The 20,506-nt window shown below is 72.3% G+C and carries 21 protein-coding genes; 10 read left to right on the plus strand and 11 right to left on the minus strand.

Going from position 1 to position 20,506, the window contains the following annotated elements; translation table 11 throughout:
• Nucleotides 1–78 precede the first annotated feature (78 nt).
• Together ABME02_RS08770 and ABME02_RS08775 are read left to right on the plus strand one after the other, a co-directional pair.
• Nucleotides 79–1,782 carry an acyl-CoA dehydrogenase family protein gene (locus ABME02_RS08770; RefSeq protein WP_353814902.1) on the plus strand — a complete coding sequence of 568 codons (1,704 nt, stop codon included), beginning with the start codon at nt 79–81 and terminating at the stop codon, nt 1,780–1,782.
• Nucleotides 1,783–1,858: 76 nt separating this feature from the next.
• Nucleotides 1,859–2,311, plus strand: a complete 453-nt coding sequence (locus ABME02_RS08775) for a methyltransferase family protein (RefSeq protein ID WP_353814903.1) — start codon at nt 1,859–1,861, stop codon at nt 2,309–2,311.
• A 25-nt stretch (nt 2,312–2,336) separates the two neighbouring features.
• Here ABME02_RS08775 and ABME02_RS08780 read toward each other — a convergent pair whose 3' ends face one another.
• Together ABME02_RS08780 and ABME02_RS08785 are read right to left on the minus strand one after the other, a co-directional pair.
• Nucleotides 2,337–3,788 (minus strand): maltokinase N-terminal cap-like domain-containing protein, encoded by a 1,452-nt coding sequence (locus ABME02_RS08780; RefSeq protein WP_353814904.1) that lies wholly within the window; start codon nt 3,786–3,788, stop codon nt 2,337–2,339.
• 192 nt (nt 3,789–3,980) lie between these two features.
• Complete coding sequence (locus ABME02_RS08785) at nt 3,981–5,333, minus strand: MFS transporter (protein WP_353814905.1); 1,353 nt, start codon at nt 5,331–5,333, stop codon at nt 3,981–3,983.
• 88 nt (nt 5,334–5,421) lie between these two features.
• On the opposite strand from ABME02_RS08785, the gene ABME02_RS08790 reads away from it, so the two are divergent.
• Nucleotides 5,422–6,312, plus strand: coding sequence for an oxygenase MpaB family protein (locus ABME02_RS08790; protein ID WP_353814906.1), 891 nt, complete (start codon nt 5,422–5,424; stop codon nt 6,310–6,312).
• 69 nt (nt 6,313–6,381) lie between these two features.
• On the opposite strand, the gene ABME02_RS08795 is transcribed toward ABME02_RS08790, so the two are convergent.
• The 3 genes from ABME02_RS08795 to ABME02_RS08805 all read right to left on the minus strand — a co-directional run bounded on the left by ABME02_RS08795 (nt 6,382) and on the right by ABME02_RS08805 (nt 10,682).
• On the minus strand, nt 6,382–8,526 hold the full coding sequence (locus ABME02_RS08795; RefSeq protein ID WP_353814907.1) for an ABC transporter ATP-binding protein: 2,145 nt from the start codon (nt 8,524–8,526) through the stop codon (nt 6,382–6,384).
• Nucleotides 8,523–10,256 carry an ABC transporter ATP-binding protein gene (locus ABME02_RS08800; protein ID WP_353814908.1) on the minus strand — a complete coding sequence of 578 codons (1,734 nt, stop codon included), beginning with the start codon at nt 10,254–10,256 and terminating at the stop codon, nt 8,523–8,525. The genes ABME02_RS08795 and ABME02_RS08800 overlap by 4 nt, the downstream gene beginning before the upstream one ends.
• Nucleotides 10,257–10,508: 252 nt before the next feature.
• Nucleotides 10,509–10,682: a CsbD family protein gene (locus ABME02_RS08805; protein WP_353814909.1), complete on the minus strand. Its 174-nt coding sequence runs from the start codon at nt 10,680–10,682 to the stop codon at nt 10,509–10,511.
• Nucleotides 10,683–10,909: 227 nt separating this feature from the next.
• On the opposite strand from ABME02_RS08805, the gene ABME02_RS08810 reads away from it, so the two are divergent.
• Nucleotides 10,910–11,287, plus strand: a complete 378-nt coding sequence (locus ABME02_RS08810) for a YciI family protein (protein WP_353814910.1) — start codon at nt 10,910–10,912, stop codon at nt 11,285–11,287.
• Nucleotides 11,284–12,549 (plus strand): RNA polymerase sigma factor, encoded by a 1,266-nt coding sequence (locus ABME02_RS08815; RefSeq protein WP_353814911.1) that lies wholly within the window; start codon nt 11,284–11,286, stop codon nt 12,547–12,549. Before ABME02_RS08810 ends, ABME02_RS08815 begins: the two co-directional genes overlap by 4 nt.
• A gap of 7 nt (nt 12,550–12,556) precedes the next feature.
• Here ABME02_RS08815 and ABME02_RS08820 read toward each other — a convergent pair whose 3' ends face one another.
• From ABME02_RS08820 to ABME02_RS08830, 3 genes are read right to left on the minus strand one after another with little or no spacing between them, the layout of a single operon-like run.
• Nucleotides 12,557–13,087, minus strand: a complete 531-nt coding sequence (locus ABME02_RS08820; protein WP_353814912.1) for a GNAT family N-acetyltransferase — start codon at nt 13,085–13,087, stop codon at nt 12,557–12,559.
• 25 nt (nt 13,088–13,112) lie between these two features.
• A complete protein-coding gene (locus ABME02_RS08825; RefSeq protein ID WP_353814913.1) occupies nt 13,113–13,445 on the minus strand; it encodes a DUF2510 domain-containing protein in 333 nt (110 codons plus the stop codon).
• Nucleotides 13,442–14,257 carry a sulfite exporter TauE/SafE family protein gene (locus ABME02_RS08830; RefSeq protein ID WP_353814914.1) on the minus strand — a complete coding sequence of 272 codons (816 nt, stop codon included), beginning with the start codon at nt 14,255–14,257 and terminating at the stop codon, nt 13,442–13,444. The genes ABME02_RS08825 and ABME02_RS08830 overlap by 4 nt, the downstream gene beginning before the upstream one ends.
• Before the next feature lie 333 nt (nt 14,258–14,590).
• On the opposite strand from ABME02_RS08830, the gene ABME02_RS08835 reads away from it, so the two are divergent.
• Nucleotides 14,591–14,794, plus strand: a complete 204-nt coding sequence (locus ABME02_RS08835; protein ID WP_092668238.1) for a cold-shock protein — start codon at nt 14,591–14,593, stop codon at nt 14,792–14,794.
• Nucleotides 14,795–14,948: 154 nt separating this feature from the next.
• On the opposite strand, the gene ABME02_RS08840 is transcribed toward ABME02_RS08835, so the two are convergent.
• The gene (locus ABME02_RS08840; protein WP_353814915.1) at nt 14,949–15,377 is read right to left on the minus strand and encodes a VOC family protein; all 429 of its coding nucleotides are present in this window, start codon (nt 15,375–15,377) and stop codon (nt 14,949–14,951) included.
• Between the two features lie 146 nt (nt 15,378–15,523).
• Here ABME02_RS08840 and ABME02_RS08845 point away from each other — a divergent pair, with 146 nt between their 5' ends.
• The 4 genes from ABME02_RS08845 (at nt 15,524) to ABME02_RS08860 (ending at nt 17,800) form a co-directional block, all read left to right on the plus strand.
• The gene (locus ABME02_RS08845) at nt 15,524–15,889 is read left to right on the plus strand and encodes an ArsR/SmtB family transcription factor (protein ID WP_353814916.1); all 366 of its coding nucleotides are present in this window, start codon (nt 15,524–15,526) and stop codon (nt 15,887–15,889) included.
• Between the two features lie 4 nt (nt 15,890–15,893).
• Nucleotides 15,894–16,379, plus strand: coding sequence for an SRPBCC family protein (locus ABME02_RS08850; RefSeq protein ID WP_353814917.1), 486 nt, complete (start codon nt 15,894–15,896; stop codon nt 16,377–16,379).
• 45 nt (nt 16,380–16,424) lie between these two features.
• Nucleotides 16,425–16,865, plus strand: a complete 441-nt coding sequence (locus tag ABME02_RS08855) for a VOC family protein (protein ID WP_353814918.1) — start codon at nt 16,425–16,427, stop codon at nt 16,863–16,865.
• A 77-nt stretch (nt 16,866–16,942) separates the two neighbouring features.
• Nucleotides 16,943–17,800, plus strand: a complete 858-nt coding sequence (locus tag ABME02_RS08860; RefSeq protein WP_353814919.1) for a PhzF family phenazine biosynthesis protein — start codon at nt 16,943–16,945, stop codon at nt 17,798–17,800.
• A gap of 48 nt (nt 17,801–17,848) precedes the next feature.
• Here the strand turns inward: ABME02_RS08860 and ABME02_RS08865 are convergent, their stop codons facing one another.
• Together ABME02_RS08865 and ABME02_RS08870 are read right to left on the minus strand one after the other, a co-directional pair.
• Nucleotides 17,849–18,478, minus strand: coding sequence for a MarC family protein (locus ABME02_RS08865; RefSeq protein WP_353814920.1), 630 nt, complete (start codon nt 18,476–18,478; stop codon nt 17,849–17,851).
• A gap of 28 nt (nt 18,479–18,506) precedes the next feature.
• Nucleotides 18,507–20,462: a BCCT family transporter gene (locus ABME02_RS08870; protein ID WP_353814921.1), complete on the minus strand. Its 1,956-nt coding sequence runs from the start codon at nt 20,460–20,462 to the stop codon at nt 18,507–18,509.
• Between the last annotated feature and the right edge of the window lie 44 nt (nt 20,463–20,506).

Here is a 20,506-nt window from a genome sequence, read left to right on the forward strand (position 1 = left end):
CCCCCTCGGGAACTCGTCTGGCCACACCCTAGCGGCGGCGGGCATCCGGCACAGCAGAATGGACCGCGGAGGTCGACGATGATCACGCACGAGGTCCTGAACCAGGCTCCGCCCCGCGAGGGCGTCGACGAGTTCACCGCGAACGTCCCGCTCGTCGAGGCGGTCGCCCGGTGGGGGACGACCGCGTTCTCCGGGGGAGCGGGAACCGATGCGGATGCCGCGCCGCCGGCGCTGCGCGACCTCGGCCGACTGGTGGGCGGCGCGGCCTTCCAGCGCGACGCCGAGCTCGCCAACACGAACCCGCCGCGGCTCGTCACGCACGACCGCTGGGGGAACCGGATCGACGAGGTCGAGTACGACGAGTCGTACCACCGCATCATGGCGGCGGCGCTCGCCGCGGGCGCGCACACCTCGGCGTGGGCCGACCCGCGCCCCGGAGCGAACGCGGACCGCGCCGCCGCGTTCCTCCTGCTCGCGCAGGTCGAGCCGGGGCACGCGTGCCCGGTGTCGATGACCCACGCGGCGGTCGCGACCCTCGAGCACGCCGCCGACGGACTGCAGGCCGAGTGGATGCCGCGGCTGCTGAGCCGCGCGTACGAACCCGGGCTCGGCTCCGGCGCCGCCGGCGGCAAGGCGCCCACGGCCTCGGCGCTCGTCGGCATGGCGATGACCGAGAAGCAGGGCGGGTCCGATGTCCGCGCGAACACGACCCGCGCCGTGCGGCGGCCGGGACGCGGCATCCGCCCGGAGTGGGGCGCCGAGTACGGCGTGACCGGGCACAAGTGGTTCTGCAGCGCGCCCATGAGCGACGCGTTCCTCGTGCTCGCGCAGGCGCCGGGCGGGCTCTCGTGCTTCTTCGTGCCGCGCGTGCTGCCCGACGGATCGCGCAACGTGTTCCGCATCGAGCGGCTCAAGGACAAGCTCGGCAACCGGTCGAACGCGTCGAGCGAGATCGAGCTCGACGACACGACGGGCTGGCTCGTCGGCGAGGAGGGCCGCGGCGTCGCGACGATCGTGCAGATGGTGACCCGCACGCGCCTCGACTGCGTGATCGGCACCGCCGCCGGCATGCGCCAGGCCGTCGCGGAGGCCGCATGGCACGTGCGCCACCGCCGCGCCTTCGGCGCGCTCCTGGTCGACCAGCCCGCGATGGCGGCGGTCGTCGCCGACCTCGCCCTCGAGTCGGAGGCGGCGACCCTCACGTCGATGCGGCTCGCGCGTGCCTACGACGTCGACGCGACCGACTCCGAGCAGGCGTTCCGGCGCCTCGCGACCGCCGTGGCCAAGTTCCAGGTCTGCAAGCGCGGACCCGACCACGCCTACGAGGCCCTCGAGTGCCTCGGCGGCAACGGCTACACGGAGGCGTTCCCGCTCGCGCGCCGGTACCGCGAGCAGCCACTGCTGGCGATCTGGGAGGGCTCGGGCAACGTCATCGCGCTCGACGTGCTGCGCGTGCTCGCGCGCGAGCCCGAGTCGTTCATGGCGTTCTTCGACGTCGCCGGCGAGGCGGCCGGAGAGCACCCGGCGTTCGACCTCGCGCTCGCCGAGGCGCGGGCCGTGGTCGGCGAGGTGAGCCGGGCGGATGCCGCGACCGCGGCGCTCCGGGCACGCGAGCTCACCGAACGGCTCGCGCTCGTGCTGCAGGCGTCGCTGCTCCTGCAGCACTCGCCCGGTCGGGTGTCCGATGCGTTCGCCAGGTCGCGACTCGAGGGCGACGGCGGATCGATGTACGGCGCCCTCCCGCCGGGGGTCGACGTCGGCGCGATCCTCGAGCGCGCCTGATCGGCGACGCGGCCCGCACGTTCGGCGAGCGTGCCGCCGCGTGGCGCGTCGCCGCTCGGCGCGAGAGGATGACGGGGTGAAGGATCGCGCGAACTGGCTCGTCGTCGCGCAGTTCGTGCTGCTCGCACTGCTGCTCCTGCCGGGCGACCCCCTGTGGGCCGGGCAACAGGTCACCGTGCTCGCCGTGCTGCTCGTCATCACCGGGCTCGCGCTCTCGGGCGCCGGCGTGATCGCGCTCGGCCGCGACCTCGTGCCGTGGGTCGCGCCGCGCGAGGGTGCGACGCTGAAGACCGACGGCGTCTTCCGGCTCACGCGGAACCCGATCTACGTCGGACTCCTCATCGCGACCGCCGGCTGGGTGATCTGGCGGGCCCGCATCGAGCTCATCGTCGTGTGGGTCCTCCTCGCGGTCGTGCTCGTCGTCAAGGCGCACCTCGAGCAGCATCGGCTGCTCGAGCGGTTCGGCGACGACTACCGCGACTACGCCGACCGCACGCCGCTGCTGCTCTGGGCCCGCGGCATCCGGTGAGCCGCGCGCGGGCCCGCCCGGCTCGCTAGGAGACCGGATCGCCGGACGACGCCCCCGCGGCATCCGTCGCCCCGGGCGAGGCCTGCAACGGACCCGACTCGAGCAGGTGCTCGATCGCGCGCAGCGGGATCGGCGCCCAGTCCGGGCGGTTGCGCGTCTCGTAGATCGCCTCGTACACGGCCTTGTCGAGTTCGAACGCGGCGAGGAGGTCCTGGTAGACGCTGAGGTCCATGCCGGAGGCCGCGACGTAGCCGTCGATGAACGCCTGACGAGCGGATGCCGCCCACGCGCGCGCGTCGTCGGCGCGCTCGGGGTGCAGGAGCTCGGTGGCCCCGGCGACGTAGTCGAACGAGCGCAGCATGCCCGCGACGTCGCGCACCGGGAGGTCGGGTCGTCGCCGTTCGGCCATCGGTCGCATCGGCTCGCCCTCGAAGTCGAGCAGGAACCAGCCACGGTCGGGGGCGAGGATCACCTGGCCGAGGTGGAGGTCGCCGTGCACGCGCTGCAGGTCGGGCCACGCGCCGGCCTCGGCGCGCGCGTAGAACGCGGCGATCGCCGCCTCGTGCGGTTCGAGCGCCGGCACCTCGGCCACCGCGATCGCGAGCCGACGGCGCCACGCCGCCGCGACGGCGGCGATGAGGTCGGGCGAGGCGGGTTCGCGGCCGAAGCTCGCACCGAGCGAGGCGTGCACCTCCGACACGGCCGCGCCGAGCGCGCGCGCCTCGTCCGTGAAGTCCCGGGCGGATGCCGCGGCGAGCAGCGCCACCCGCCAGGCGTCCTCGACGCCCGGGAGGAACTCCTGGGCGAACGCCAGGTGCCCGCGCGCGCGGCCCTCGGCGCGGCCGACGTCGTCCCATTCGCCGAGCACGTCGCCGACGACGGGAGGGATGTGCGGCGACCCGGCCGCGCCGAGCGCGGTCTGCAGCGTGACATCCGGGTTGTCGCCGTGGTGGAGCTGCCGGAACACCTTGCAGATGACGGGCGGCTCGCCGCCCGGCCGATAGACGATCGAGGTGTTCGACTGCTCGCCGCCGAGCACGCTCGCCGGGACGGAGCCTGCGGCCGGTGCCGCATCCGCATCGGCGCGGCGACCGTCGGACGCCGCCGCGGCCGGGTGGCCCATCGCGGCCGCGCCGTGGGCCACTGCCCGCCCGCCGCCCCGGATCAGCTCGAGCAGCGCGTCGGTGAACGCCGGGTCGTGCGGGCCGTCGTAGAGCCGCGTGCCGTCGTCGAGCACCCCGATCAGGTGCGACTCGTCGGCGGAGCCGGGCGTCGACCGCTCGACCACGGGCACCTGGTAGAGCACGGGCGGTTCGGGGGCGTCGTCCATGACGAGGAGCGACATGGCGCGGACCCCGGCTTCGGCGACGGGGAGCTCCCACGCGCCGATCCGCCGGAGGACCGGGGCGTGGCCCTTTCCGCCGAACCAGCGCTGGTCGGGCATCCATGCGGCGATCGCGGCCAGCGCGCTGTCCATGCTTGAACGATATTGCCGCTCGTGCGCAGCGTCGAGGCGGCGCGCGCCGCGCGCTGCCGGTTGGGACGCGTCATCCGCCGCCGGAGTCGCCGCCCGACGCCGATCGGACGCGATTCGGTGCCGACGCGCTCGCGGAGCCGCCCGATTCCGTCCGATCGCGTGGCCGGGAGCGCCGCGTCATCCGTCGCCGGGTCAGGGCATGCGGTCGGTGCCGCGGTCGCGACGCCGCGATCGCGGCTCGTCGAGGCCCACGTGGATGCGCGTGCGGCGGCGCTCGATGACGATGAACAGCGTGCCGAGCGCCCACAGCGGCACCTGCGTCAGGAACGCGACGCGGAACGCCTCGAGCGTGTAGGTGTCGGGCGTTCCCGCGCCCTGCGCATCCATCGCGATGCCGATCAGGAGGATCGCGAGCAGCGCCGCGAGGAACCCGCCGACGTTGGTGATGCCGGTGGCGGTGCTCAGCCGATGGCTCGGGTTGAAGGTGCGCGCGTGGTCGAAGCCGATCATCGAGCCGGGGCCGCCCGTGCTCATCGCGAACGCGAGCACGAACAGCAGCCAGAGCGGAGCCGGACCCGGCCACGCGATGACGACGAGCCACGCCAGTGCCTGGATGCCGATCACGGGAAGCACGAGCAGGCGCGACCGGTTGGTCGGGTGCCGCATCGACAGCGCTCCGATCACGGGGCCGACGAGGATGCCGAAGACGACGTACACCGTGAACAGCAGTGAGGCCGTCGCCGTCGACAGGCCCTCGCCGACGGTGAGGAACGGGAATCCCCAGAGCAGCACGAACGCCGTGCCCGAGAAGGGCGTCGTGAAGTGCGACCAGAACGCGAGGCGCGTGCCGGGGTGCGACCACGATTCGCGGAAGCCCGTCCGCAGGTCCGCGGACGAGCGGACGACGTGGATGGCGCCCGTGACCGTGTCGACCGAGACGTCCTCGACGCGGCCCGGCGGACGATTGCGGACGACGGCGAAGGTGAGCACCGTGAAGAGGGCGCCGAGCCCGGCGAGCGAACCGAACGCGATCGACCAGGTCGTCGCGTGCAGCAGCGCGGCCAGGGGGAGCACGGCGAGGATCTGACCCGACTGGCCGATGAGTCCCGTGAGCTGCACCATGAGCGGCGCCCGCCGCTCGGGGAACCACACCGCGATCACGCGCAGCACGCTCGGGAACACGGCGGCGTCGCCCGCACCGAGCAGCATCCGCGCGAAGATCGCCCAGCCGACGTCGGGCGCGAACGCGAGCACGAGCTGGCCGACGGCCATGAGCGCCATGCCGATCGTGATGATCGGCCGGGCGCCGAATCGGTCCAGGAGCAGGCCCACGGGGATCTGCATGCCGCCGTACACCGCGAGCTGGATGACGGCGAACATCGACAGCGTCGAGGCGTCGGCGTCGAACCGGAGCGCGGCATCGACGCCGACGGCGGACAGCGACGAGCGGTTCGTGACCGAGAGGATGTACGCGGCGACGCCCACGCCCCACACCAGCCACAGGCGCCACGTCGGGGCGATGGGGAGCGGAGTGGGGATCGTCACAGCCCTTCGAGGCTACCCCCGCCTCCGAACGCTGACGCCCGCGTGCAAAGAAGTGAATTCGGATTCACTTCTTTGCTACGATCGCGTCGTGGATGCCGACGGTGAGGTCGAGGTGCGCGGGTGGGCGAATCGCCGGCGAACGGGCGCCGAGCGCCGCGAACTCGATGGGATCGAGAACTGGGCGCTGCGTCGTGCCGTGAACTGGTCGGTGCTCGCCGGAGGCACCGCGAACGTGATCATGCAGCTCGCGATGCGCCCGGTCGCCTACGGCGTCATGGAGAGCCCGGTCGTCGAGGGCACCCTCTTCGCGAATCCCGAGCGCCGGGCGCGCACGACGATGGCCTACATCGCGGTGACGATGCTCGGCGGCCAGGAGGAGCGGGCCGCGATGCGACGGGCGACGAACCGGTCGCACGCCAGGGTCCGCTCCGAGCCCGGATCCCGCGTGTCGTACGACGCCTTCGATCCGGAACTGCAGAAGTGGGTCGCGGCCTGCCTCTATCGCGGGGCCGAGGACGCGTACACCGCCGTGCACGGTCCACCCGAGGGCGGGTTCCGCGACGAGTTCTACCGGCAGGGCATGGTGTTCGGCACGACGCTGCAGATGCCGCCCGAGGCGTGGCCGCCGACCCGCGACGCGTTCGAGGAGTACTGGCGCGACACGCTCGCCCGGCTCGAGATCGACGACCCGACGCGCCAGTACCTGATGCGGATCGTGCGGCTCGAGTACCTCGATCGCCGGATTCCGCCTGCGCTCCTCCGCTGGCGTGCACGGATGGTCGCGGGGCATCTCCCGCCGGAGTTCCGCACGCTCATGCGGATGCCTTGGAGCGAGGACGACCAGCGAGCCTTCGACCGGTCGTCTCGGCGGCTCGCGAGGCTCATGCGCGTGCTCCCGAGGAGCGCCCGGGAGTGGCCGATCCGACGGCAGCTCCGGGATGTGCAGCGACGGCTGGCCGCGGGTCGGCCGCTGTTCTGAGCCGGGGTCCCGGAACATGACGGAGCCCGGGGCCGGACCGCGCCGGACCCCAGGCTCCGATCGCGTCGCTCAGTTCACGGGCGCGTCGGCTGACGCCTCCTCGGTGCCGCCGTCGAACCCGAGCGCGGCCTCGCCCGGTGTGCCGACGGCCGCTTCGGCCTCCATCGCGAGCTCGGCGTCGACGTCGTAGGCCGCCTGCTCGAACTGCGAGTTGTAGAGGCGGAAGTAGGCGCCCTTCGCCGCGATGAGCTCGTCGTGCGTGCCCTGCTCGACGATGTCGCCGTGCTCCATCACCAGGATGAGGTCGGCGTCGCGGATCGTCGAGAGCCGGTGCGCGATGACGAACGAGGTTCGGCCCTCGCGGAGCGCCGCCATGGCGTGCTGCAGCAGCAGCTCGGTGCGCGTGTCGACCGAGCTCGTCGCCTCGTCGAGGATCAGCACGCTCGGCTGCGCCACGAACGCGCGTGCGATCGTGATGAGCTGCTTCTCGCCGGCCGACACGTTCGACGCGTCCTCGTCGAGCACGGTGTCGTACCCGTCGGGCAGGGAGTGCACGAACCGGTCGACGTACGTCGCGCGCGCCGCCGCGAGGATCTCGTCGTCGCCCGCCGACTGGCGACCGTACCGGATGTTCTCGCGGATGGTGCCGCCGAACAGCCACGGGTCCTGCAGCACCATCCCGGTCCGGGCGCGGACGTCGTGGCGGGTCAGCTCGGCGATGTCCTGACCGTCGATGAGGATGCGGCCGCCGTCGAGCTCGTAGAACCGCATGACGAGGTTGACGAGCGTGGTCTTGCCGGCCCCGGTCGGGCCGACGATGGCGACCGTCTGGCCGGGCTCGACCCGGAACGAGAGATCGCGGATGAGCGGGCGGTCGGGCGTGTACGCGAACGACACGTGGTCGAACTCGATGACGCCGCGACCGTCGACCGCCGCGGGCGCGTCGGCGGCGTCGGCCTCCTCCTCGTCGGCGTCGAGCAGCTCGAACACGCGCTCGGCCGATGCGGTGCCGGACTGCACGACGGCGGCCATGCCGCCGAGCTGCGAGAGCGGCTGGGTGAACTGCTGCGAGTACTGGATGAACGCCTGCACGTCGCCGAGCCGGAGCTGGCCGCCGGCGACCATGAGCCCGCCGAGCACCGCGATGCCGACGTAGGTCAGGTTCCCGACGAACATCATCCCCGGCATGATGATGCCGGCGAGGAACTGCGCCTTGAACGCGGCCTCGTAGAGCTCCTCGTTCTCGTCGCGGAACTTCTCGCTCGCGTCCTTCTCGCGGCCGAAGACCTTCACGAGCGCGTGGCCCGAGAACGACTCCTCGACGCGGGCGTTGAGGCGCCCGACCTTGCGCCACTGGATGCCGAACGCCGCCTGCGACTTCGGTCCGATGATGCCGAAGATCACGGCCATGAGCGGCAGCGCGACGAGCGCGACGAGCGAGAGCTGCCACGAGATCGAGAACATCATCACGAGCACGCCGATGACCGTGAGGATGCTCGTCAGCGCGCTCGAGAGCGACTGCTGCATGGTCTGGGTGATGTTGTCGATGTCGTTGGTCACGCGCGAGATGAGCTCGCCGCGCTGCGTGCGGTCGAAGTAGCTCAGCGGGAGGCGGTGGATCTTCGCCTCGACCTGCTCGCGCAGCCCGTACATCGCGCGGACCATGATCACGTTGATCACGTAGCCCTGGACCCATGACAGGACCGACGCCACCACGTAGAGCAGCAGCACGATGATCACGAGCTGGCTCAGCCGCACGAAGTCGATGCCCTCGCCCGGCGTCAGCGTCGCGGCGCCGACGATGTTGGCGAGGTCCTCCTGGCCGGCGGCGCGCAGCTGCTCGACGACCTGCTCCTGGGTCACGCCCGCGGGCAGCTGCAGCGAGATCCAGCCCTCGAAGATGACGTTGGTCGCCTCGCCGAGGACCCTCGGCGCGATGACGGTGAGCACGACCCCGATCGCGCCGAGCAGCGAGACGAACGCGAACGACCACTTCCAGGGGGCGAGGAGGCCGAGCATCCGACGGAAGCTGCGCCCGAAGTCCTGCGCCTTGCCCGGGGCGACGGAGTCCCACGAGCCGGAGTTGATGCGCGCCTCCTCGGCGAGCTGCTGCTCCTCGAGCTGCTCGAGGGTGGGCTGCTGCGCCTCCTGAGCCGCCGCCTCGGCGCGGCTGCGGCCGCCGCGGCGCTTGGGGGTGCTGGTGTCGCGGCTCATGCCTGGGTCTCCACTCCGAGCTGGGATTCGACGATCTCGCGATAGGTCTGGCAGGTCTCGACCAGTTCGTCGTGACGCCCGAGCCCGACGACGCGGCCGTCTTCGAGTACGACGATGCGGTCGGCGTCGGTGATGGTCGACACGCGCTGCGCGACGACGACCTTCGTCACCTCGGGCAGTTCGCGCCAGAGCGCCTGCCTCAGCCTCGCGTCGGTCGTGAGGTCGAGTGCGGAGAACGAGTCGTCGAAGACGAGGATCTCGGGTCGGTGCACGATCGCGCGGGCGATCGCCAGGCGCTGGCGCTGCCCGCCGGAGACGTTCGTGCCGCCCTGCGAGATCCGGGCGTCGAGCCCGCCCTCCATCGCGGCGACGAAGTCGCGGCCCTGGGCGATCTCGAGTGCGTGCCAGAGCTCGTCGTCGGTCGCCTCCTCGCGCCCGAAGCGCAGGTTGGAGGCGACGGTCCCCGCGAACAGGAACGGCCGTTGCGGCACGAGCCCGATCGTCCTCCAGAGGGCGTCGAGGTCGGCCTCGCGCACGTCGGTGCCGTTCACGAGCACCGCGCCGTCGGTGACGTCGAAGAGGCGCGGCAGGAGGGAGACGAGCGTGGTCTTGCCCGCACCGGTGGAGCCGACGATCGCGACCGTCTCCCCGCGCTCGGCGCGGAACGACACGCCCTCGACGACGGCGTGCTCGGCTCCGGGGTAGGCGAACGCGACGTCGCGGAACTCGACCGTCCCGGGCGCCGGGAACTCGGCGACCGGGTGCTCGGGCCGGGGCAGCGTGGTCTCGGTCGCGAGCACCTCGCCGATCCGCTCGGCCGACACGGCGGCGCGCGGGATCATGATCGTGGTGAACGCGGCCATGAGTACGCCGCCCAGGATCACGCCGACGTACTGCATGAAGGCGAACAGCGTGCCGACCTGCACGTTGCCGGCGTCGACCTCGGTCGCGCCGAACCAGATCACGCCGATCACGGTCAGGTTCAGCACGAGCATGAACAGCGGGAAGAGCGTGATGAACAGCGTGCCGACGCGGCGACCGACGTCCATGATGTCGTGGTTCGCCCCTTCGAACCGCTGCTGCTCGATGGGCTCGCGGACGAACGCGCGGACGACCCGGATGCCGGTCAGCTGCTCGCGAAGGATCCGGTTCACCGCGTCGAGGCGCTTCTGGTAGCTGCGGAAGAGGGGGACCATCCGGCTGATCACGAGGCCGGCGACGACGAGGATCGTGAGCACGGAGACCCAGATGAGCCAGCTCAGCCCGACGTCCTGCTGCAGCGCCATGATGATGCCGCCGACGGCCATCAGCGGAGCGCTCACGAGCATCGTCGCACCCGTCATGGCGAGCATCTGCACCTGCTGCACGTCGTTCGTGTTGCGGGTGATGAGCGAGCCCGGGCCGTAGTGCGAGACCTCGCGCTCGCTGAACGCGCTCACCTTGTCGAAGACGTCGTTGCGGATGTCTCGGCCGACCCGCATGGCGGCCTTGGCCGCGAAGTAGGTGGCGATGATGGCGGCGACGATCTGCCCGAGCGAGATCGCGAGCATGAACGTGCCGGTCGACCAGATGTACGCGGTGTCGCCCTTCGAGACGCCCTCGTCGATGATGTCGGCGTTGAGGCTCGGCAGGTAGAGCGTCGCGAGCACCGACATGAACTGGAACAGGAGCACGCCGGCGATGAGCCACCGGTAGGGCTTCAGGTAGCGGATGAGGAGTCGTCCGAGCATGATTCTCCGCGAGTGCAAACGGGGTGTGCGAACACGGGATGCCGCGTCGCCGGCGCCGGGGCCTCGACCCGAGGCGCATCGTCAAGTCTGCATCCAAGCGGATGCCGCCGACATCCGTCGTGCGGCCGATATCGCTCATGGCGGAATCGAAACGGAGGCGAGTCCCCGGTGGATCCGGGCGCGGTCGTCCGCGCCCGGACATGATGATGGGACGCGCACCCCCGCGATGCGCGCCCCATCAGTTCATGGCCGTTACGAGCGGAAGGCGTCCTTCACGTTCTCGCCGGCCTGCTTGAGGTTGGCCGCGGCCTGGTCCCGGCGACCCTCGGCTTCGAGGCGCTCGTCGTCGGTCGCCTTGCCGGTGGCCTCCTTGGCCTTGCCCTTGAGCTCCTCGGCCTTGTTGCCGATCTTGTCGGACTCACCCATTCGGGGCCCCCTTCCGATCGTGCGTCGCGTTCGGGTGCGACGTCGACGGCCACGCTACGTGCCGTGCGCCGATCGATCACAGCCCTTGTCAGGGGCGGAAGCCTCTGCTAGTCCATCGACGCCGGATCGACCGGTCGGATTCCCGGAGACCTGTCGAAGACGCGAGGTCGGCCTCGACATACTGAGGGGAGCGATCGTCGCCCCGCACACCAGGCAAGGAGCGAACCGTGAAGTACCTCATCCTCATCCAGTCCAACCCGCAGTGGGGTGCCGCGTGGAATGCGTTCACGCCCGAGCAGCAGGCCGAGGCGATGGCGGTCTACGTCGACCTCGTGCAGGAGCTGCGGTCGTCGGGCGAACTCGTCGACGCGGAGCAGCTCGCCGGTCGCGAGACCGCTCGGGCCGTGCATTCGACCGACGGGGTGGCCACCGATGCGCCCCTCGCCGAGACGAAGGAGTTCCTGTCGGGCTACTACCTCGTCGACGTCGAGTCGTACGAGCGCGCGGTCGAGGTCGCCGCGAAGCTCCCCGAGGCCGCGTGGGGCGGGGTGCACGTGCATCCCATCCTCGCCGAGGACGCCGAGCCCGACGTCTCGGTGGCGTGAGCGACGACGCGTCGGGGGAGCCCGCGGGCGGCATCGAGTCGGTGCTGCGCGCGGCGGCTCCCTCGGCGCTCGCGGTGCTCGTCCGACGGATCGGCGACTTCGACGAGAGCGAGGACGCGCTCCAGGAGGCGCTCATCGCGGCGGCGGGGCAGTGGCCGAGCCGCGGGGTGCCGGAGCATCCGCGGGCCTGGCTCGTCGCCGTCGCCCAGCGGCGGCATGTCGACGCCGTGCGGGGCGAGATCGCGCGCCGCGCCCGCGAGGAGCGCGATGCGGCCCTGGAGCGGGGCGATGCGGGCGGCGGGTCCACGGCGCCGGCGCGCGACGACTCGCTCGCCCTGTTCGTGCTCTGCTGCCATCCGTCGCTGTCGCGGCCCTCGCAGCTCGCCCTGACGCTCCGCGCGGTGGGCGGGCTGACCACGGCCGAGATCGCCCGAGGACTGCTGGTGCCCGAAGCGACGGTCGCCCAGCGCATCTCCCGGGCGAAGCAGCGGATCCGCGCCGCGGGCGCACGGTTCAGGCTGCCCGACGCGACAGAGCTGCCCGAGCGTGCGGCCGCCGTCCGACAGGTGCTCCACCTGATGTTCACCGAGGGGCACACCGCGAGTTCGGGCGAGGTGCTCGCCCGCGCCGACCTCTCCGCCGAGGCGATCCGGCTGACGCGGATGCTGCGCGATGCGACGCCGCCCGGAGCGCCATGGTCGGCCGAGACCGATGGGCTCCTCGCGCTGATGCTGCTCACCGAGGCGCGCCGGCCCGCGCGGCTGCGGGCGCCGGCCGTCGGCGGGCTTCCCGAGCTGGTCCCGCTGGACGAACAGGATCGCTCCCTCTGGCGCCGCGACCTCGTCGACGAGGGCGTCGCGCTCGTCGAGCACGCGCTCGTCGCGGGCGAGCCGGGCCCCTTCCAGCTCCAGGCCGCGATCGCGGCCGTGCACGCCGAGGCGCCCTCGACGGATCGGACGGACTGGCGGGAGGTCCTCGGGCTCTACGACCTGCTGCGCGTGGTCGGGCCGGGGCCGATGGTCGAGCTCGGCCGGGTCGTGGCCGTGGCGATGGTGCACGGTCCCGACCGCGCGCTCGTCGACCTCGAGTCCATCGCCCTCGAGCCGGCGCTCGCGGGGCACTTCCGGGTCCACGCCGTCCGCGGGCACCTGCTCGCGCTCGCCGGGCGGCCCGACGAGGCGCGCGAGGAGTTCGCCGTCGCGGCGCGGACCGCCCTCAACGCGACCGAGCGACGCTACCTGGAGGGCGAGGCGCGGGCGTGAGCGCCGGTCACAGCCGGCGCGTGAACCCCACGCGATGCTCGCCCGGCCCGTCGTAGTCGCGCCACGCGGGAACGCCCTCGATGATCGTGTCGCCCGTGAGCTCGAAGCCCATCGCGCGATGGAAGTCCTGCGAACGCAGGTTCGGCGGTCCGGTGATCGCGTCGACGCGGCGGCATCCGCTCGCCCGCATCGCCTCGAAGAACCGCTCGTAGAGGGTGCGCGCGAGTCCGGTCCGGCGCTGGTCGGGGCGCACGCCGACGAAGTGGATGTACGCCACCTCCGGCTGCGACTGCGATCGGAACCCGATGAGGAAGCCGGCCAGCTCGCCGCGCTCGTCGTCGACGACCGTCGACGTGTCGGCGAAGTGCTGGAAGAACAGGCGAGGCAGCAGCAGGGCGAGCCGGTCGGCGCCCGGTCGCTCCCACCACGGGCCGATGGCGGCGACGACGCGGGTGTGGTCGCCGACATCGGCGCGTCGGAAGGCCAGCGACGGATGCCGCGGATCGGCGTCGAGTCGAGGGACGGATGCGTCGCTCATGCGTCGATCATCCGACACGGGCCGCTCAGCCGGCGAGCGCCAGGCCCAGCGCGGCGCACGCCACCGCGAGCGAGACCCCGGCCGTGAGGGTGCCCGCGAGTGCGAGCCGGCGCGTCGCGACCGTCGCCCGGGTGCGAGTGGCGCCCGGCGCCAGCGGGAGGGTGGTGTGCTCGGCGACGGACTCGGGGAGCACGGCGGTGAGATGGGCGGTCGTCTCCGCCGCGACCTCGTCCCGGGTCGTGGCGACCTCGGCGGTCGCGGTGTGCGGGGTCCAACCGGCCCCGTCCCAGTACCTCAGCGACCGCGGTTCCGACGGGTCCGGTCGCCACCCCGCCGGGGCGGGCGCCGAGGCGGTCACGGCGTCCCGCGGCGGCGGGCGCGGATCGCGCGCACGGAGAGCTGGGCGGCGGCCGCCAGGAGCAGCGCGGCGAAGAGCCATCCGCCGACGGCCGGCGGGATGAGGAAGGCGAGCGCGACCCCGGGCAGGGCCGCGAGCGTCGCCGCGACGCCGACGATGAGCGCGATGCGCAGGTCGACGAGCCCCCCGCGGACGTTCTTGACCGACCCGCTCACTGCGGTCGGGATCATCGCGACGAGCGAGGTCCCGCGCGCGATCAGGTCGCCGAGGCCGAAGACGGTGATGAACGCGGGCACCATGATGAGTCCGCCGCCGACGCCGAACAGGCCGGAGGCGATGCCGACGACGAGGCCGAGCGCGACGAGCCCGAGTGCGGGGCCGGGCTCGAGGGGCACGGGGTCGGCCGCGCGGTCGGGCGTTCCGAACGCGAGCCGGACGGCCACGACGACGAGCATCGCGATGAACAGCCAGCGCAGCCACTCGAGCGGGAGCCTCGCGAGCAGCGCCGCCCCGATCCAGCCGCCGACGATGCCCCCGAGCGCGACCAGCGCCGCAGCGACGAGGTCGACCTGTCCGTTGGCGAGGTACGCGATCGACCCCGCGAGCGCGGTCGGGACGATCGCGGCGAGCGAGGTCGCCGAGGCCCGCCGCTGGTCCATGCCCGCGAGCAGGATCAGGAGGGGGACCATGACGATGCCGCCGCCCACGCCGAAGAGCCCCGAGAGCAGGCCGCCGACCACGCCGACGAGCGCGAGTCGCCACAGCGCGGGGGTGGCGGGGGATGCTGCGGGCTCGGGCGCGGGGGTCGGCACCCGGTCACTCTAGCGGCGGTGCTCGGCCGACCCGACGGGGACCGGTCCCCATCCGCGCATGACGCCGGGACTCCGGTCTCCTGTGCAGTCGCGGGGGAATGGGCTACGCTCGAAGTTCCTCCAATTACGCGGGCGCCCGCCCGTATCACGATGGATTGCCCGGAGGCGGCACGTTCCGCAGGCATGACCCGAGACCGAGGGCAGCGCGTGCGACGCACGGCCGGCCCCTCGGACCACCGCCCGTCGGCATCCGCCGCCGGGCCTGCGGACGGCCTGGCGGCCGAACGTGACGGGCCGAACCGTTCGGCCCGATCGAACGAAGGACACAGCAGCATGGCAACCGGAACCGTCAAGTGGTTCAACGCCGAAAAGGGCTTCGGCTTCATCGCTCCCTCCGACGGGAGCCCCGACGTCTTCGCGCACTTCAGCGCCATCACGGGCAGCGGCTACCGCTCGCTCGAGGAGGGCCAGAACGTCGAGTTCGAGGTGGTCCAGGGCCAGAAGGGCCTCCAGGCCGAGAACATCCGCGCGATCTGATCGCGCGCGGGCGATGCCGCCCGCACTTCCCGGACGCCGGGTCGGAGTCGGCTCCGGCCCGGCGTCCGTCGTCTCCGCGGGCGTGCGTCCCGTCGGGCATGCGTCCCGTCGGGCATGCGTCCCGTCGGCCGTGCGTCCCGTCGGCCGCGGCCGATCAGTCCTCGGTCGGCGTGGCCTGGCCGATGTTCACCATCCACTGCACGCCGAACCGGTCGTTGAGCATGCCGAACGCGTCGCCCCAGGGCGAGGGTTCGAGCGGCAGGACGACGTCGCCGCCCTCGGCGAGCCCGTCCCAGTAGCCGCGCAACGTCGCCTCGTCCTCCGGGCCGCCGCTGAGCGACACCGCGAAGTTGGTGCCCGCCTCGTAGGGCATCTCGTTCGGGGTGTCGGCGCCCATGAGCGTCAGGTGCCCGGACGTGAGCTGTCCGTGCATGATCTTGTCGGCCTCCGCCTCCTCGTCGCCCTGGCCGAAGTCGGCGAACGTGCTGAGCGTGAGTTCGCCGCCCAGCACCGACTGGTAGAACTCCATCGCCTCGCGCGCCTGGTCGCGGAAGCTGAGGTACGGGTTGAGCGTGACGGACATGGCGTCTCCTTGCGTCGTGGGCGGGCCGGTGCCGTCCCGCAGGCCGATCATGCACCCGGCGGGCGACATCCGTGAGAGCCCTTGACGAGCGCGGGCGACGCGCGTACGTTAACAACCATATAGTTGATCAAGCGATTGGTTGAATAATGGATGCCGCAGCCGCCGACGATCGGCTCGACCGCGCCTTCATGGCGCTGGCCGACCCGGTGCGCCGCAGCATCGTCGCCCGGCTCAGCCGTGGGTCGGCGACCGTGACCGAACTCGCCGAACCGTTCGACATCACCACCCAGGCGGTGTCGAAGCACATCCAGGTCCTCGAGTCCGCAGGGCTCGTCACCCGGAGCCGCGACGCGCAGCGTCGCCCCGTGCACCTCGACGCGGCCGCGCTCGAGACGCTCACCGAGTGGATCGACCGCTACCGCCTCATCCACGAGCAGCGCTTCCGTCGACTCGACGCGCTGCTCGCCTCCGCCGACGGCGGCGACGCCGCGGCATCCGCCGGACAGGACTGACACCATGACCACCGAGACCACCAACCCGGTCACCATCGAGGCCCCCGAGGGGCTGCCCTACGTCGACATCGAGCGCGTCTTCGACGCGCCCGTCGCGGCCGTCTTCGACGCCCACCGCGACCCCGAGAAGGTCACGCAGTGGCTCGGCCCGAACGGGTACGACATGCAGATCGAGCGCTGGGACTTCCGGCCGCAGGGCGGCTACCGCTACGTGCACGTCGACCCCGACGGCGGCCGCTGGGCCTTCAACGGCACGTTCCACTCGATCCGCGAGAACGAGCTCGCCGTGCAGACCTTCGAGTTCGAGGGCGCGCCCGACATCGTGAGCATCGAGTCGATGAGCTTCGAGGACCTGGGCGACGGCCGCACGCGGCTGCGCGGCCACGCCGTCTACCCGAGCCTCGAGGCGCGCGACGCCATGGTCGAGCACGGCATGGCCAAGGGCGTGATCGAGGGCTACGAGCGGCTCGACGCGCTGCTGGCCGGCTGAGCCGGGGCATCCGTCGACGTTCGCACCAGCGAGAGGAACGACACCATGGACTGGACGCTCGAGGTCGTCGTGGTCCCCGTCGCCGACATCGATCGCGCGATCGGGTTCTACCGCGACCGGGTCGGCTTCGCGCTCGACCACGACACGCACGCGGGCGAGCACCGGTTCGCGCAGCTGACGCCGACCGGATCCGGCTGCTCGATCGTGATCGGCACGCTGCCGGCGCAGAACGAGATGCCGCCAGGCTCGCTGAAGGGCGTGCAGCTCGTCGTCGCCGACGCCGAGGCGGCGCGCGCCGAGCTCGTCGCCCGCGGCGTCGACGCGGGCCCGGTGCAGGTCATCGACCCGCGCGACGGCGGCACGTTCTTCGGGTTCGCCGACCCCGACGGCAACACCTGGGCCGTGCAGCAGATCCGGGCGCGCGGCGAGCGGCCGCTCATCCCGGTCGACGCGCGCGGCCGCTTCGGCGCCGACGCCCCGACCTGAGCCGACCGCCCCGCGTGCAGGCCACCGGTCGGGAATCGGACCGCGACGAACCGGGGCCGGCGGGCGAGCATGGAGGCATGACCGCACCCGATGTCCTCCGCTACGCCGCCTTCACGACCGATCCCGACGGGGGCAACCCCGCCGGGATCGTGCTCGACGCCGCCGGCCTCGACGACGCCGCGATGCTCGCCGTCGCGGGCGAGGTCGGCTACGCCGAGACGGCGTTCGTGACCAGCGGCGACGGCGGGGTCCGCGGCATCCGCTACTTCTCGCCGGTCGCCGAGGTGCCCTTCTGCGGGCACGCGACCGTCGCGACGGCCGTCGCCCTCGCCGAGCGCGAGGGGCCGGGCCGCATCCGGTTCGCGACCCCGGTCGGCGAAGTCGCCATGCAGACCGCCGAGGTCGACGGCCGCATCGTGGCGTCGTTCACGAGCGTCGAGCCCCGGGTCGAGCCGATGCCGACCGAGGTCCTCGCCGAGCTGCTCGAGCTCGTCGGGCTCGAGGCCGACGCGCTCGACGAGCGCCACCCGCCGCGGATCGCGTTCGCGGGCAACCGCCACCCCGTCCTGGCGATCGCGGATGCCGCGGCGTTCGACGCGTTCGCGTTCGACCCGTCTCGCGCCCGCGCGCTCATGGACGAGCACGGCTGGCCCGCGACGATCACCGTGCTGCACCGCCTGGCGGATGCGGCCGACGGGGGCCTCCGCTTCGAGGCCCGCAACATCTTCCCGGTCGGCTCGATCGTCGAGGACCCGGCCACGGGGGCCGCCGCGGCGGCGGTCGGCGGGTACCTGCGCGAGCTCGGCGCCGTCGTGGCACCGGCCCGCGTCGTGATCTCGCAGGGCCGCCACGTCGGGCGCCCGAGCGAACTCGTCGTCGACATCCCGTCGGTCGGCGGCATCGTCGTGAGCGGGCCGGCGGTGCCGATCGCCTGAGCGGCGCCGCGCCGACGAGCGAGGTCCGCACCGGGCAGGCCGCCCGCGTCAGAACCCGTAGAAGGACCGCAGGCCGCTGAGCGCCAGCTGCACGCCGATCGTCGCGAGCAGCAGGCCGCCGAAGCGGGTCAGCATGGCCGCCGCCGAGGCGCTGAGGCGCGCGAACGCGCTTGCGAGGAAGGCGAAGCCGACGAAGACGAGCAGGCTCACGACGGCCACGCTCACGACCGCGGCGAGCAGGCTCGTCAGGTCGTCCTGGAACGTCGACACCGCGATGACGGTCGTGATGCCGCCGGGGCCGGCCATCAGGGGGGTCGCGAGCGGCAGCACGAGCCCGTTCTCGTCGGCGGGCCGCTTCCCGACGTCCTTCCCGCCCTGCGCCCGGCTCGGCGCTCCGCCGTAGAGCATCTCGACGCCCATCGCCGCGACGATGAGGCCGCCGACGACGCCGAACGCGCCGAGGTCGATCCCGATGAGCTGCAGCAGCTCGCGGCCGACGAGCGCGCTCACCCCGAGGATGCCGAACACGACCACCGCAACGCGGAAGGCGGCGGCGCGCCTCGCGAGCCCCTGACGGGCCACCACGTCGTTGAAGATGACGATCTTCACGGGGTCGATCGGGTTCACGATCATGAGGATCGCGATGAACGCCTGGATGTAGATCTCGGCCGTGCTCACGTCGCCTCCTCGGCTCGGTCGGTTCCGATCAGTGCAGGGGGTCGCGGCCGTCGTCGTCGACGGTCCGGTCGGGGACCTCGGCGACGTCGCCTCGCGCTCGCGGGTCGTGGTCGACGATGCCGTCGACGTCCTCGGTCGGCACGCCGGTCGACTCCGCGTTGAGCGTGTCCATGGCCCGTTGCGACGGATGCCGCGGCACGAGCTCGCCGTCGATGTGCGTGAGCACGGGGCGCAGCGGCGGTTCGGCGCCCGGCACCTTCTGGATCGGCGCCGTCGGCTGGTCCGGCCTCAGGCCGAACCGCCGCTGGAGCTGCCGCATCCACCTCGGGCCCCGGCCGATCGCTCCCGCCTCGAGCGGCGCCTCGACCTCGAGCCCGTAGTACTCGCCGATCTGGTCGACGAACTGCGCCCGTCGCGCGAGCTGGTACGCCCGGCGCTCGCGACTGAACGCGATGATCGTCGACCAGCAGATCATGAGCATCACCACGCTGAACGGCAGGGCGATGATGATCGCCGCCGTCTGCAGTGCGCGGAGCCCGCCGGCGAGCAGCAGCGAGATCGACAGCAGGGCGGTGATCAGCGTGAAGAACGTGCGCACCCACTTGCGCGGGTTGATCTGGCCGCCGGTCGCGATCATGCCCATGACGAGCGCGCCGGAGTCGGAGGAGGTCACGAAGAAGATCGTGATGAGCAGGATGACCCCGAAGGTGAGCACCGTCGAGCCCGGGAAGTAGTCGAGCAGCGCGAACAGCGTGCCCTCGATGTCGACCTCGCCGTCGGCGCCGACGAGGCTGCCCGGCTCGGTGAGCTCGAGGTAGAGCGCCGAGCCGCCGAGCACGCTGAACCAGAGGATGCCGATGAGGGTCGGCACGATGATCACGCCCGCGACGAACTCGCGAACCGTCCGGCCGCGCGAGATGCGCGCGATGAAGATGCCCACGAAGGGCGCCCACGAGATCCACCAGCCCCAGTAGAACGAGGTCCACGACGCCTGCCACGCCTCGCCGGCGGCGCCCTGGAACGCGCTCACGTTGAACGAGAGGCCGATGAAGTTCTGGATGTAGGTGCCGATCGACTGCACGAACTCGCGCAGCAGGAACTCCGTCTGCCCGAACACGAGGAGGTAGAGCACGAGGATGCCGGCGAGCACGAGGTTCGTGGAGGAGAGCCATTTCATGCCGCGCGTCACGCCCGAGAGCACGGAGGCGAGCACGAACACGGTGATCACCATGATGATGACGACCTGGGTGGTCTCGGTGGGCTCGGCGATGCCGGCGGCGTCGAGCCCGGCGCTGATCTGCAGCACGCCGAGGCCGAGCGAGGTGGCCACGCCGAACAGCGTGCCCGCGAGGGCCACGACGTCGATGACGTTGCCCCAGGCGCCGCGCACGCGCTTGCCGAGCAGCGGCTCGAGCGTCCAGCGGATCGAGATCGGGCGCTTGCGCCGGTGGATGGCGTACGCGAGCCCGAGTCCGACGACGACGTAGATCGACCAGGCGTGGATGCCCCAGTGCAGGTAGGTCTGGCTGAGGGCCGATGACGCGAGCTGCTCCGGAGTGCCCGAGACGCCGGGCCGCGGCGCGACGAAGTGGCTGAGCGGCTCGCTCGCCCCGTAGAACACGAGCCCGATCCCCATGCCGGCCGCGAACAGGAGCGAGAACCACGCGCCGAGCGAGAACTCGGGCTTGTCGTCGTCCTCGCCGAGGCGGATGTCGCCGTAGCGACTGAACCCGACGAAGAGGCTGAACGCGACGAAGAACGCGGCGATGAGCACGTAGTACCAGTTGAACGCGTTGACGATCGACGACTGGACGGCCCCGAAGAACGCCTCGGCGAGGCGCGGTGCGAGCAGTGCGAACCCGCTGAACAGGAGCACGACGGCCGCCGCGGGCCAGAACACCCACCGTTCGATGCTCGTCTTCGGGATCCGGGGCCGTCGCCGGCCGGCTCGGTCGTCGGGCTGGGTCGTCGGCGTCCCGTCCATGCCCGCCACGATACGCCCCGCGGCTAGGCTCGGTCGGGGACATC

It is taken from the genome of Agromyces zhanjiangensis, assembly GCF_040496055.1.
In the GTDB taxonomy this organism is placed as follows: domain Bacteria; phylum Actinomycetota; class Actinomycetes; order Actinomycetales; family Microbacteriaceae; genus Agromyces; species Agromyces zhanjiangensis.

What these genes read in the sequence shown, in the direction of transcription:
- ABME02_RS08770 (WP_353814902.1), top strand. Translation starts at nt 79, where the DNA reads ATGATCACGCACGAGGTCCTGAACCAGGCTCCGCCCCGCGAGGGCGTC.
- ABME02_RS08780 (WP_353814904.1), bottom strand. Translation starts at nt 3,788, where the DNA reads ATGGACAGCGCGCTGGCCGCGATCGCCGCATGGATGCCCGACCAGCGC.
- ABME02_RS08795 (WP_353814907.1), bottom strand. Translation starts at nt 8,526, where the DNA reads ATGAGCCGCGACACCAGCACCCCCAAGCGCCGCGGCGGCCGCAGCCGC.
- ABME02_RS08800 (WP_353814908.1), bottom strand. Translation starts at nt 10,256, where the DNA reads ATGCTCGGACGACTCCTCATCCGCTACCTGAAGCCCTACCGGTGGCTC.
- ABME02_RS08805 (WP_353814909.1), bottom strand. Translation starts at nt 10,682, where the DNA reads ATGGGTGAGTCCGACAAGATCGGCAACAAGGCCGAGGAGCTCAAGGGC.
- ABME02_RS08820 (WP_353814912.1), bottom strand. Translation starts at nt 13,087, where the DNA reads ATGAGCGACGCATCCGTCCCTCGACTCGACGCCGATCCGCGGCATCCG.
- ABME02_RS08835 (WP_092668238.1), top strand. Translation starts at nt 14,591, where the DNA reads ATGGCAACCGGAACCGTCAAGTGGTTCAACGCCGAAAAGGGCTTCGGC.
- ABME02_RS08840 (WP_353814915.1), bottom strand. Translation starts at nt 15,377, where the DNA reads ATGTCCGTCACGCTCAACCCGTACCTCAGCTTCCGCGACCAGGCGCGC.
- ABME02_RS08845 (WP_353814916.1), top strand. Translation starts at nt 15,524, where the DNA reads ATGGATGCCGCAGCCGCCGACGATCGGCTCGACCGCGCCTTCATGGCG.
- ABME02_RS08850 (WP_353814917.1), top strand. Translation starts at nt 15,894, where the DNA reads ATGACCACCGAGACCACCAACCCGGTCACCATCGAGGCCCCCGAGGGG.
- ABME02_RS08855 (WP_353814918.1), top strand. Translation starts at nt 16,425, where the DNA reads ATGGACTGGACGCTCGAGGTCGTCGTGGTCCCCGTCGCCGACATCGAT.
- ABME02_RS08860 (WP_353814919.1), top strand. Translation starts at nt 16,943, where the DNA reads ATGACCGCACCCGATGTCCTCCGCTACGCCGCCTTCACGACCGATCCC.
- ABME02_RS08870 (WP_353814921.1), bottom strand. Translation starts at nt 20,462, where the DNA reads ATGGACGGGACGCCGACGACCCAGCCCGACGACCGAGCCGGCCGGCGA.